Raw genomic sequence first — 12,156 nt, 5'->3', positions numbered from 1 at the left:
CCGCAGACCGCTAACGGCGGCCCAGCGCGTCGAGCAGAAAGTCGGCGCGCTCGTCCGGTGAGGCGCGCGGCAGTTCTTGCAGCTGATAGCCATAGCGGCGATAGACGGCCACCATCGCCCGGTAGGTCAGCTCGGCTTCGGCGAAAGATTGCTTTCTTTCGCTGTCCTGCGCATAGATCGCTTGCCACGGCGGGGCGATGAACACCCTTTCGGCATAGCGGAAGGTGCCGATCGCCGCCGTCAAATGCGCGGGGATCGGCAGCCCGCACAGCGTGAGATACCCGGCGATATCCGGCAGCCCGCGATCGAAGAACCAGCATGTTTCCCCCGTTGCTTCGCGCCATGAGCGCAGTTCCCAATCGAGCATCCGCTCGGCGAAGGCCTGGCGATCGCCCCACGGCAGCGCATGGCCGCCGATACTCACCTGATCCTGAATAATCGCCCGGCCGGCTTCCTGCGAGTGCGGAAAGCCGCGGCGATGAAGAACGTCGATGAGCGTGCTTTTACCCGAACCCGGGCCGCCGGTCAGCACGATGCGGCGTGTTTTGTCAGACATGCGAAATTCCTCTCTTGCGGCAGAGTCATGGGGTAACACAGCGATAAAGACGAGCAGTCGGAAGAAGACGGCGGGGAGAGGGATGAGAAGAAGGCGCCGTTTGGCGCCTGGGGGGATTTAGCCCTGAACTTTGGCGCGCAGCGCCTGTTTTTCCTGCTCGCTGAGGAAGGCCAGCTTCAGGCCATTTTCCTGCGCGGTGCGGATTTCTTCCGGCGTTAGCCCGGCCTGCGGCGCGGCGACGCGGTATTCATGCTCGATCTCGATGCCCTGAACCGCCGGATCGTCGGTGTTGATCGACGCCAGCACGCCGTGGCGCAGGAAGGTGGCCAGCGGATGCTGCGCCAGCGACGGCACGGTGCTGGTCTGGATGTTGGAGGTCAGGCAGGATTCGATACCGATGCCGTGTTCCGCCAGGAAGTCCATCAGCGCCGGGTCTTCGACCGCTTTCACCCCGTGGCCGATACGTTCGGCGCCCAGCTCGCGGATCGCCTGCCAGATGCTTTCCGGGCCGGCGGCTTCGCCCGCGTGCACGGTGATGCGCAGGCCGGCGTCGCGGGCGCGGTTGAAGTGGCTGAGGAACAGGCTGCCGGGGAAGCCCAGCTCATCGCCCGCCAAATCCAGCGCGGTAATGCCGTCGCGGTGCGCCAGTAATCCTTCCAGTTCCTGCAGACAGGCGGCCTCGCCGAAGGTGCGGCTCATGATGCCGATCAGGCGAATGTCGATGTCACGATCGCGGCAGCCCGAGCGGATCCCGTCGATCACCGCTTCCACCACGCCGGCGACCGGCAGTTGATGCTTCATCGCCATGTAGTAAGGGGAGAAACGCAGCTCGGCATAGTGCAGGCCGGCGTTGGCGGCGTCCTCGACGTTTTCGTATGCCACCCGGCGGCAGGCGTCCAGATCGCCCAGCACCGCCACGCCCCAGTCCAGTTTCTGCAGGAAGCTGACCAGATCCGGTTCGGCATGGGTGATCTGCACGTGCGGGCGCAGGCTCTCCAAATCGTTGGCCGGCAGGGCGAGATTGAACTGGCGGCCGAGGTCGAGAATGGTCTGCGCGCGGATGTTGCCGTCGAGATGGCGGTGAATATCGGTAAGCGGTAGGCGGGGATCGATCATGCTGGGCACTCGCTAATTATCGTAGGTAAAGTGCAGAACAGTATAAAAACAAATGGATGAAACTTGCCATCGCGTTGCATAAAAAAGTGACGTGAATCACAAATAATGCGAGATATATCGCATTATCGTCGTGAATCAGGCTTTCAACACGCTGACGCCCGCCTGCTGCAACGGCGCGATCAGCGCGTCATCGGTAGCCCGCTCAACGATGATGGTGTGCGCCAGCGTAATATCGCCGATCGCATACTGCGAGGCGGCGTTAAGCTTGGCGGCGGAAGCCAGCACCACGGTTTCCGCCGCGCGGGCCGCCAGCGCGCGTTTGATGTAAGCCTCCTCCAGATCGCCGGTGCTCAGCCCCGCAGTGGGGTGTACGCCGGTCACGCCCATAAAATAGAGATCGGCGCGAATATGCGACATTGCTTCCACCGCGGCGGCGCCGACGCTGACGATCGAATGCTTGTACAGCCGGCCACCGATCAGAATCACCTCGACCGTGGGGTGATCGACCAGGCCCACGGCGACGCTGGGGCTGTGGGTGACGATGGTGGCGTTGAGGTTGGCCGGCAGTTGCCTGACCAGCTCTGCAGAGGTGGTGCCTCCGTCGATAATCACTACCTGGCCGGGGGCGATCAGCGCCGCTGCCGCTTTGGCGATCGCGCGTTTGGCGCCGGATTCCAACTGATTGCGTTCGGCAAAGCTGGCAATGGCGGAAGAAACCGGCAGGGCGCCGCCATGCACCCGCTGTAGCAACCCTTCGGCGTCCAATTCGCGCAGATCGCGCCGGACCGTATCTTCCGACAGCCCGAACATTTCGCTGAGCTGCTTGGCTAACACCTGGCCGTCCTGAGCCAGTTTTTCCAGGATGATTTTCTTGCGTTGGCTGGTCAACATGGCCATGTTCCTCTCAAATTTGGTTTGCACGAAATATCTTGATCATACACGAAACCGCACGATAGTATCAATTTCCTTCCTCTGGCGGAGTAAACCGATGATAGCCACTAAAGACAGGGTTCGCATTGTCGAAACCCGGGTGTTGTCCGATGACTGGTACCTGCTGAAAAAAACCACCTTTGATTTTCTGCGGCGCGACGGCGTCTGGCAGCGGCAAAGTCGCGAGACCTACGATCGCGGTGATGGCGCGGTCATTTTGCTGTTCAACCGGCAGGCGCAAACGGTGATCCTGACGCGCCAGTTCCGCTTTCCGGCCTTCGTCAACGGCCATGACGGCATGTTGATTGAGGCTGCCGCCGGGTTGCTGGACAACGCGTCGCCGGAGGCACGCATCCGCGCCGAAGCGGAAGAGGAAACCGGCTATTTCGTGCAGAGCGTGGAGAAAGTATTCGAAGCCTATATGAGCCCAGGCTCGGTCACCGAGAAGCTGCACTTTTTCGTCGGCGAATATCAGGCGGGCGACCGCATCAACGAGGGCGGCGGGTTGGCGGCGGAGGGGGAAGATCTGGAGGTGCTCGAGCTGCCGCTGGCGCAAGCCCTGCAGGCGATTCGCCAGGGCACGATCGTTGACGCCAAGACCATCATGCTGCTGCAGTTTGTCGCCTTGAACCGGACGTTGGAGGAAGAACGATGAAAGCACAACAAATCTTGATTGCCGGCCCTTATCGCAGCGGCACCGATGGCGATCCGCAGCGTATCGCCGCCAATCTGGCGCGCCTGGAACAGGCCGCGCTGGCGGTTTACCAGCGGGGGCACGTGCCGGTGATCGGCGAGTGGCTGGCGCTGCCTTTGGCGGCGGCGGCAGGTTCCACTCAGGTTGGCGATGCGGTGAGCGAGGCGTTTCTTTACCCGGTGGCGCATCGGCTGATTGCACAGTGTCAGGCGGTGTATCGCATCGAAGGGGCGTCTGCGGGGGCCGATAACGACGTGCGGCTGGCCAACGAGTGGGGATTGACGGTTTATCATCATCTGGAGGAGATCCCGTCTGTTCAGTCGTAACGCCGGGGCGGGCAGAGGCTCGCCCCCTCGCGTTATTGCTCGTCCAGCACCAACCTCAATCCGGCGATCAGCTTGTCCATGCCGGCCTCCAGCTTGCTGCGCGGGCAGCCGACGTTGAGACGCAGGAACCCGCGGCCTTCCTCGCCGTAGGTAAAGCCCGGCATGATCGCCACCTTTTCACGCTCGATCAGCACCTGCTGCAGCGCCCGATCGTCCACGGCCAGCGGCCGCAGATCGATCCAGGCCAGGTAGGTGGCCTGCGGCGGGCGCCAGCCCAGCGCGGGAAACGCCTGCTCCAGCCGCTCGGCGACGTAGGTCAGATTATCCTGCAGGTAGTCGCGCAGGGCGTCCAGCCAGGGTTCGCCGTGGCGGTAGGCGGCCACGTGCGCCGCCACCGCCAGCACCGCCGGCGAGGAGAGGCCATCGCGGGCTTTGAGCTGCTGGAAATAGGCTTCGCGGCTGGCGTCGTCACTGATAAAGCCGTAGGCGCCGGTCAGTGCCGGAATGTTGAAACTCTTGGAGCCGGAGGTCAGCAAGGCCCAGGCGCCGCTCGCCACCTGGCTCCACGGCGTATGGCGGTGTTCACCCCAGACCATGTCCATGTGGATTTCATCGCTGATCACGCGCACGTCATGGCGCTCGCACAGTTCGGCCATCTGCTGCAGCTCGTCGCGGCGCCACACTTTGCCGGTGGGGTTATGCGGGCTGCACAGCAGCAGGATCTTGGTTTGCGGCCGCGCCAGCAACGCTTCGAGATGCGCCATGTCGCAGCGCCAGTCGTCGCCGGCCTTGTGCAGCGGGCAGGCCAGCAGCTGGCGCTGGTTGGCGAGGATCACCTTGTAGAAGGCGTCATAGGCCGGGGTATGGGTCACCACATAGTCGCCCGGTATGGACCATTGGCGGATCAGCTGCGCCGCCATGTAGATAACGGAAGGGCCGTACACCGCCGTTGCGGTGTCGATAGCGGTGTTGAAGCGTTGCTGATACCAGTGGCGCAGCGCGCCGAGAAAATCCTCATGCTGCCAGCGGCTGTAGCCCAGCACGCCGTGCTGCAGGCGTTGCTGCAACGCCTCGAGAATGCACGGCGCGGTGGCGAAATCCATATCGGAGATGGTGAACGGCAGCAGGTCGTCGCTGCCGAAACGATCGGCGATATAGTCCCACTGGGTGCACCAGGTGCCGTGGCGGTCGATCGGGGTGGAGAAATCAAACATGGGTGGCTCCCTGCAGCGCCGCGGCAGGTTGCGCCGTGGCTATCAGTGAGTCTAATTCATCCTTCACCGATTGCACCTGCGGACCGATCACCACCTGCAGATTATGGTCGTTGAGATGCACCACGCCGATAGCGCGGTGGGCCTTCAGCGCCGCGTCGTCCACCTGACTCATGTCGTTGACCGACAGGCGCAGGCGGGTGATGCAGTTGTCCAGCGTGATAATGTTGCCCGGGCCGCCGAGCGCCGCCAGAATCGCCGGCACGTTGTAGCCGGATTTGCCCACCGCGCCGCTCGGCGCGCTTTGGCTGACGGCGCTGTCGCTCTCACGGCCCGGCGTTTTGATGTTAAAACGCTGGATGGCGAAGCGGAAAATGGCGTAATAGCCGACGAACCAGACGGCGGCCACCACCGGCACCAGATACCACTTGGTGGCGGTGCCGTGCAAAATGCCGAACACCACGAAGTCGATGATGTTGCCGTCGGTGTTGCCGATGGTCACGCCCAGCAGCGCCATCACGGTAAAGCCCAACCCGGTGAGCAGCGCGTGGATCAGATACAGGAACGGCGCGACGAACAGGAACAGGAACTCGATCGGCTCGGTGGTGCCACCAACCACGCAGGCCACCACGCCGGAAATCAACAGCCCTTTGATTTTATGACGGTTCTCCGGCTTGGCGCAGTGGTACATCGCCAGCGCCGCGCCCGGCAGGCCGCCGAGAAACGCCGGCATTTTACCCTGCGACAGGAAGCGGGTGGCGCTCTCGGCGAAGCCGGTGGTGGTTGGGCAGGAGAGCTGCGCCTGGAAGATGGTCAGGGCACCGCTGACGCTGTGGCCGCACACCTCCATGGTACCGCCCGCCTCGGTAAAGCGGATTAGCGCCACCAGAATGTGCTGCAGGCCGAACGGCAGCAGCAAGCGTTCGCCGGTGCCGAACAGCATCGGGCCAAAGGCGCCGGCGCTGTTGATCACCCAGCCCAGCCCGGTGATGCCGGCGGCGAACCACGGCCAGATCAGCGGGATCACCAGGCCGCACAGGCCCAGCACCACGGTGGTGACGATCGGTACGAAGCGCGTGCCGCCGAAGAACGCCAGTGCGTCCGGCAGGCGGATGGTGTGGAAGCGTTCATGCAGGCGATAGACGATGATGCCGACGATCACCGCGCCGAGGATACCGGTATCGATCGACTGAATGCCGAGGATGTTCTGGATATTGTTGGCTTTCAGCACCAGCGGATCGCTGGTGGGCAGCACGCCGGCGGCGGTCAGGTAGAAGTTGGTGCCCAGATTCAGCACGGCGAAGCCGACGAAGCCGGAGAAAGCGGCGACGCCTTTGTTCTCACGCGCCATGCCCAGCGGAATGGCGATGGCGAACATCACCGGCAGGAAGCTGAAGGCGAAGGAGCCTACCTTGCTCATCCAGGTAAAGATCAGCTGGAAGATCGGGTGGCCGATAAACGGCATCAGGGTGATCACGTCGCGGCTGCTCAGCGAGCTGCCGATCCCCAGCATGATGCCGCAGAAAGAGAGCAAGGCGACGGGCAACATGAAGGTTTTGCCCAGGCTCTGGAAGAACTCCCAGAGGGTGATTTTGGGTTTGTTGGCTGCTGACATAACCGACTTCTCCTGGCGAAAAGACGAGCAAAAAGGGGACTTCTGATTAGGTAAAAAGAAGATAAAACGTTTTACCTAGCAAAAATGCGCCGCCAATCACAAATCTGCCGCCCGGTTTTTGGCGACAATGCGGCAGGCAGTAAAACGTTTTACTGAGCTAACGGATTCGGTATACCCTTGATCATTACGGCGCGGGTTGCCCAGGAACGGGTTCGCAGAGACTATGAGCATCAAAAAAATCACCATCACCGATGTGGCGCAGCAGGCGGGCGTGTCGGTCACCACGGTTTCCCTGGTGTTGAGCGGCAAGGGGCGCATTTCGCCGACCACCGTCGAGAAGGTCAATCAGGCGATAGAGCAGCTGGGTTATGTGCGCAATCGCCAGGCGGCGACGCTGCGCGGCGCGGAGTCCGGAGTGATTGGCCTTATTCTGCGCGACATCTGCGAACCCTTCTATGCCGAAATGACCGCCGGGCTGAGCGAGGCGCTGGAGGCGCACGACAAGCTGCTGTTTTTAACCCAGAGCGGGCGCGATGGCCAAGGCTTGCAGCGGGCGTTTGACGCGCTGCTGGCGCAGGGCGTTGACGGCATCGTGCTGGCGGGCGGCATCCGCGCGGCGGCGGGCCTGAAGGAAAAGGCGGCCGAGCAGAGCGTGCCGCTGGTGTGCGTGGCGCGCTCCAGCGGTCTCGAGGGCGTGGACGTGGTGCGGCCGGACAATATGCAGGCCGCCAAGCTGGCCACCGAATTTTTGATCAAACGCGGCCACAGCCAAATTGCTTACCTCGGCGGCCAGAGCGACTCATTGACGCGCGCCGAGCGGCTGGGCGGATTTTGCGCCACGCTGGTACAGTACGGTCTGCCGTTTCGCAGCGAATGGATCGTCGAGTGTGATTGCCGGCAGCGTGAGGCGGCGGAAGCGGCGGAACAGCTGCTGCGCCACTACCCGAACATTACCGCCATCGTTTGCCACAAGGCGTCGGTCGCGCTCGGCGCCTATTTTGGCCTGACGCGCAGCGGCCGCAGCATCGGCTCGGACGGGGTCGACGCCTACTACGGTCGGCAGGTAGCGCTGATCGGTTTCGGCGACGTGCCGGAGGCCGAGCTGACCGAACCGCCGCTGACCTTCGTCTCCAGCTCGGCGCGGGAAGTGGGGCGCAGCGCCGCTGCGCGCCTGCTGCAGCGTATCGGTGACGCCGACCTGCCGGCGCAGAACGTCATTCTGCCGCCGACGCTGATCCGGCGCGGCTCCGCCTAGTCCCGCCGCTGCTCCTCTTCCGCCTCCCGGCGGATCCAACCGATAAAGGTTTTCATCGCCGGCGTCAGATCCCGCGACTTCAAATGGGTCAGCCAATAGGCGCCGAGCGCGGCCTCGGTGGCAAACGGCCTTTGCAGCGCGCCGGCGGCCAGTTCGCGGCGGAACATGCTGACCGGCGCCAGCGCCACGCCATCGCACTGGATCGCGCCTTCCACCATCAGCCTTGACGAGTCGAACACCGGGCCGTTGATCCGCCACGGCGTCACCTGCGCCGCCGTGAACCAGCGCTCCCATTCATCCTTGCGGTAGGTGCGCATCAGCTGCTCGTGCTGCAGATCCTGCGGCGTGCTCAGGCGCGCGGCGACCGTCGGCGGGCAGAGCACCGTCAGCGGCGCGTCGAACAGCTTAATATTGCAGGTGGCGGGCCAGAGGCCTTCGCCGAAGCGGATGGCGAAATCCATACCGTCGGCCGACAGATTGACCAGATTGTTGTGGGTTAGCACCCGCAGATCGATAAACGGGTGCGCCGTGCGGAACGCCGCCAGCCTCGGCATCAGCCAGCCGACGGCGAAGGTGCCGACCACCGCCACCGTCAGCACCTCGTGGAAATGCCCGCCTTCGAACTGCTGCAGCACCGCCTCAATGCTGTCGAAGGCGTCGCTCAACACCGGCAGCAGCGCCTGACCCTCTTCGGTCAAATCGAGCCCGCGCGGCAGGCGGCGGAACAGCTGGATGCCCAGCTGTTCTTCCAGCATGCGCACCTGTTGGCTGATGGCGGCCTGGGTCACCCGCAGCTCCAGGCCGGCGCGGGTGAAGTTCAGGTGGCGGGCGGAGGATTCGAACGCCCGCAGGGCGTTGAGGGGAAGTCGATTGCGCATTGTCGATAGCCATAAGTTTTTCTTTATGCTGGCTGAAATTATTATCGCTTGTCAACCCGGCGGCAAAATCCGATATTTGGCGCGGCTGCTGAGAACGTCGCGGCAGCCGTAAAGGAATGACATCATCAATCAGGGAAAGCGCCGTGTATAACGCCAACAAAAACTTTTGGCCGCGGCCGATGCCCTGCAACCTAAGAGCTTCTATCATGACGAAAATGAACCGCCTGGCGGCCGCGCTGATCGCCGCACTGATCCTGCCGACCGCGCACGCCGCGCAGCAGCAGGATATCGACGCCGTTATTCAGCCGCTGATGAAAAAATATGGCGTGCCGGGCATGGCGATCGCCGTGTCGGTCGACGGCAAACAGCAGATTTACCCGTATGGCGTTGCCTCGAAGCAGACCGGCAAACCGATCACCGAGCAGACGCTGTTCGAAGTGGGCTCGCTGAGCAAAACCTTCACCGCGACGCTGGCGGTCTATGCGCAGCAGCAGGGCAAACTGTCGTTTAAAGACCCGGCCAGCCGCTACCTGCCCGAGCTGCGCGGCAGCGCCTTCGACGGCGTCAGCCTGCTGAATCTGGTGACGCATACCTCCGGTTTGCCGCTGTTCGTGCCGGACGACGTAACCGACAACGCCCAACTGATGGCGTACTACCGGGCCTGGAAGCCGAAACACCCGGCGGGCAGCTACCGCGTCTATTCCAACCTCGGCATCGGCATGCTGGGCATGATCGCCGCCAAGAGCCTCGACCAGCCGTTTATCCAGGCGATGGAACAGGGGATGCTGCCGGCGTTGGGCATGAGCCACACCTACGTTCAGGTGCCGGCGGCGCAGATGGCCAACTATGCGCAGGGCTACAGCAAGGACGATAAACCGGTGCGGGTCAATCCCGGCCCGCTGGACGCCGAGTCTTACGGCATCAAGTCCAACGCCCGCGATCTGATTCGCTATCTGGACGCCAACCTGCAGCAGGTGAAGGTGGCGCAGCCGTGGCGCGAGGCGCTGGCCGCCACGCACGTCGGTTATTACAAGGCGGGTGCGTTCACGCAGGATCTGATGTGGGAGAACTACCCGTATCCGGTGAAGCTGTCGCGTTTGGTTGAAGGCAACAACGCCGGGATGATCATGAACGGCACGCCGGCCACCGCCATCACGCCGCCGCAGCCGGAATTGCGCGCCGGCTGGTATAACAAAACCGGCTCTACCGGCGGTTTCTCCACCTACGCGGTGTTTATCCCGGCGAAGAATATCGCCGTGGTGATGTTGGCCAACAAGTGGTTCCCGAATGACGATCGCGTCGAGGCGGCTTACCACATCATCCAGGCGCTGGAGAAGCACTGACGCTCAGGGGCGACGGCGAGGCGCCCCTACCACCGATGCTGCCGTTCACGCCGCTCGCGCATGTAATCGATAAAGGCGCGCAGCTTGAGCGGCAGATGCCTGCCGGCGGGAAAGTAGATGAAAAATCCCGATGCCTCGCTGGCATACTCCGGCAGCACTTCCACCAGTTGCCCCTGCGCCAGTTCTTGCACCACCGTGCCCTGAAAACGCTGTGCGATACCCAGGCCCGCCAATGCCGCATCCTTGATCAACCGATCCTCGTTAAAGATCAAACTGCCGCTGACGTCCAGCGCGCGTTCATCGTCGCCCAGGCTGAAATACCAGGGCTCCATTTTTCCGCTGCCGGGAAAGCGGTAGCGCAGGCAGTGGTGAGCTGGCAGATCGTCCGGCGTGGCCGGTACGCCGCAGCGCGTCAGATAGTCGGGCGAGGCGACCAGCACCCGGCGCTGGCCGTTGTCGATTGGCACGGCGATCATGTCCTTTTGCAGCATCGCGTGCATGCGAATGCCGGCATCGAAACTGCCCAGCACCAGATCGGAAAAGCGGTCTTCGGTAAACAGCTCAAGCTGTACTTCGGGATAGCGCCGTTGAAATTCCGCCAGATGCGGCATCACCAGCAGCGAAGCGGCCAGTTGCGGCAGCGTGATGCGCAGCAGGCCCGCCGGCTGTGCGCCCAGGGTGCGCACGTCGTCTGCCGCTACGTCGATCTGGCTCATGGCCGGCGAGACCTTCTGATAGAACAACCGGCCCTCGTCGCTGAGGCGCACCGAGCGGCTGGTGCGGTGAAATAAGCGCACCCCCAGCTGATTCTCCAGCGCCTGAATGTTTTGTGACACCGCCGGCGGCGTGACGCCCAGTTGGTTGGCTGCGCGGGTAAAGTTGCCCAGGCGTGCGACGGCTTCGAAATAGGGCAGCAGTTGCAGGAGTGAACTCATCTATTAATAACCTGTGCTTAATGATTCATTAAATTATGTCTTATTTTAATTTATGACGAACGTTTTAGACTGGTTTTACTTTCCCTCAGCGAGATAAAAATCATGTCGGCAACACAACGGGCGTTAACAGAACGGATCGCGGCGATCGATCAACAGGCGATGGCCGAAGGGCGCATCGTGGGCAGCGTGGTGCTGGTGGCGCGGCAGGGCGAGATTTGTTACGCCGGCGCGGCCGGTTATGCCGATCGCGAAGCGCGGCGGCCGATGCGGCGAGAAACGCAGTTTCGGCTGTCGTCGGTTTCCAAACCCTATACCACGCTGGCGGCGCTGCGCCTGATTGAACGGGGCAAGCTGAGCCTGGACGATGCGGTCAGCGACTGGCTGCCGTGGTTTACCCCGGCGCTGGCGGATGGCCGGCGCCCGACGATCAAGATCCGTCATTTGCTGAGTCATACCGCCGGGCTGGACTATCGGCTGAACCAACCGCCGGCAGGCGTTTACCATCAGTTGGGGATCCAGGACGGCGTGGAGCTGTCGACGCTGACGCTGGAGCAAAACCTGCGGCTGTTGGCGCAGGCACCGTTGCTGTCGCAACCGGGAGAGCGCTTCAATTATTCGCTGGCTATCGACGTGCTTGGCGCGGTGTTGGAGCGGGTGACGGGCATGCCGCTGCCGCAGCTGTTTGTCGAATGGGTGGCGCGGCCGCTAGGGCTCGGCAATACCGCGTTTTATACGACGGACGCCGCGAATCTGGCGACGCCGTATTACAACACGCCGCAAGGGCCGCAGCGCATGCATGAAGGCCTGCGGGTGGCGCTGCCGGAGGAGATGGCGGGGGGCGAGGTGCTGTTTTCACCCGCGCGGGCGCTTAACGCGGAGGCTTATCCTTCCGGCGGCGCGGGCATGGTCGGCGATGCCGACGATGTGCTGCAGCTGGTGGAAGCGTTGCGCAGCGGCGGGCAGGGCATCTTGCAGCCGGACACGGTGGCGTTGCTGCGCAGTCCGCATGTGGGGGCGCAGGCGCAAACGCAAGGGCCGGGCTGGGGATTTGGTTTCGGCGGCGCGCTGCTGGTGGACGCAGAAGCGGCGCAGACGCCGCAGCATGTCGGCACGCTGACCTGGGGCGGCGTTTATGGCCACAGCTGGTTCTTTGATCCACAGGCGCAGCTGAGCGTGGTGATACTGACCAACACCGCGTTTGAGGGCATGTGCGGCCGCTATCCGCAGCAGATCCGCGATGCGGTGTATGCGGCGCTGCAGGGGTAAATAAAAAGGGCCCCGCAGGGGGCCCTTGTCA

The 12,156-nt window shown here is 63.0% G+C and carries 12 protein-coding genes; 5 read left to right on the top strand and 7 right to left on the bottom strand.

Annotated features, from left to right (window positions below; genetic code table 11):
* Positions 1–10: 10 nt before the first annotated feature.
* From ACJ8J5_RS11845 to ACJ8J5_RS11835, 3 genes are all read right to left on the bottom strand, one after another.
* Positions 11–556 carry an AAA family ATPase gene (locus tag ACJ8J5_RS11845; protein ID WP_046686979.1) on the bottom strand — a complete coding sequence of 182 codons (546 nt, stop codon included), beginning with the start codon at positions 554–556 and terminating at the stop codon, positions 11–13.
* 117 nt (positions 557–673) lie between these two features.
* Entirely contained in the window at positions 674–1,672 is a 999-nt protein-coding gene (gene add / locus ACJ8J5_RS11840) for an adenosine deaminase (protein ID WP_016927887.1), read from the bottom strand.
* Positions 1,673–1,807: 135 nt separating this feature from the next.
* Entirely contained in the window at positions 1,808–2,563 is a 756-nt protein-coding gene (locus ACJ8J5_RS11835) for a DeoR/GlpR family DNA-binding transcription regulator (protein WP_025302690.1), read from the bottom strand.
* Positions 2,564–2,660: 97 nt separating this feature from the next.
* Here ACJ8J5_RS11835 and ACJ8J5_RS11830 point away from each other — a divergent pair, with 97 nt between their 5' ends.
* Both ACJ8J5_RS11830 and ACJ8J5_RS11825 read left to right on the top strand, forming a co-directional pair.
* Positions 2,661–3,257, top strand: coding sequence for an NUDIX domain-containing protein (locus ACJ8J5_RS11830; protein WP_025302691.1), 597 nt, complete (start codon positions 2,661–2,663; stop codon positions 3,255–3,257).
* The gene (locus ACJ8J5_RS11825) at positions 3,254–3,622 is read left to right on the top strand and encodes a hypothetical protein (RefSeq protein ID WP_049210140.1); all 369 of its coding nucleotides are present in this window, start codon (positions 3,254–3,256) and stop codon (positions 3,620–3,622) included. The genes ACJ8J5_RS11830 and ACJ8J5_RS11825 overlap by 4 nt, the downstream gene beginning before the upstream one ends.
* A 32-nt stretch (positions 3,623–3,654) precedes the next feature.
* On the opposite strand, the gene ACJ8J5_RS11820 is transcribed toward ACJ8J5_RS11825, so the two are convergent.
* Positions 3,655–4,836, bottom strand: a complete 1,182-nt coding sequence (locus ACJ8J5_RS11820) for a MalY/PatB family protein (RefSeq protein WP_025302693.1) — start codon at positions 4,834–4,836, stop codon at positions 3,655–3,657.
* A complete protein-coding gene (malX, locus tag ACJ8J5_RS11815; protein WP_025302694.1) occupies positions 4,829–6,448 on the bottom strand; it encodes a maltose/glucose-specific PTS transporter subunit IIBC in 1,620 nt (539 codons plus the stop codon). The genes ACJ8J5_RS11820 and malX overlap by 8 nt, the downstream gene beginning before the upstream one ends.
* 223 nt (positions 6,449–6,671) lie before the next feature.
* On the opposite strand from malX, the gene ACJ8J5_RS11810 reads away from it, so the two are divergent.
* A complete protein-coding gene (locus ACJ8J5_RS11810) occupies positions 6,672–7,703 on the top strand; it encodes a Mal regulon transcriptional regulator MalI (protein WP_147823743.1) in 1,032 nt (343 codons plus the stop codon).
* Here the strand turns inward: ACJ8J5_RS11810 and ACJ8J5_RS11805 are convergent.
* Complete coding sequence (locus tag ACJ8J5_RS11805) at positions 7,700–8,581, bottom strand: LysR family transcriptional regulator (RefSeq protein WP_043143290.1); 882 nt, start codon at positions 8,579–8,581, stop codon at positions 7,700–7,702. The genes ACJ8J5_RS11810 and ACJ8J5_RS11805 overlap by 4 nt on opposite strands.
* Before the next feature lie 206 nt (positions 8,582–8,787).
* Here ACJ8J5_RS11805 and blaSRT point away from each other — a divergent pair, with 206 nt between their 5' ends.
* Complete coding sequence (gene blaSRT / locus ACJ8J5_RS11800) at positions 8,788–9,924, top strand: SRT/SST family class C beta-lactamase (protein WP_197769407.1); 1,137 nt, start codon at positions 8,788–8,790, stop codon at positions 9,922–9,924.
* Between the two features lie 26 nt (positions 9,925–9,950).
* Here the strand turns inward: blaSRT and ACJ8J5_RS11795 are convergent, their stop codons facing one another.
* Positions 9,951–10,859: a LysR family transcriptional regulator gene (locus ACJ8J5_RS11795; protein WP_089180855.1), complete on the bottom strand. Its 909-nt coding sequence runs from the start codon at positions 10,857–10,859 to the stop codon at positions 9,951–9,953.
* 102 nt (positions 10,860–10,961) lie between these two features.
* On the opposite strand from ACJ8J5_RS11795, the gene ACJ8J5_RS11790 reads away from it, so the two are divergent.
* Complete coding sequence (locus tag ACJ8J5_RS11790; RefSeq protein ID WP_049208133.1) at positions 10,962–12,125, top strand: serine hydrolase domain-containing protein; 1,164 nt, start codon at positions 10,962–10,964, stop codon at positions 12,123–12,125.
* Positions 12,126–12,156: the final 31 nt, after the last annotated feature.

It is taken from the genome of Serratia sp. CY43202 (assembly GCF_052168755.1).
GTDB classification, from domain to species: Bacteria; Pseudomonadota; Gammaproteobacteria; order Enterobacterales; family Enterobacteriaceae; genus Serratia; species Serratia bockelmannii.
This window is presented reverse-complemented; position numbering and strand designations above follow the sequence as displayed.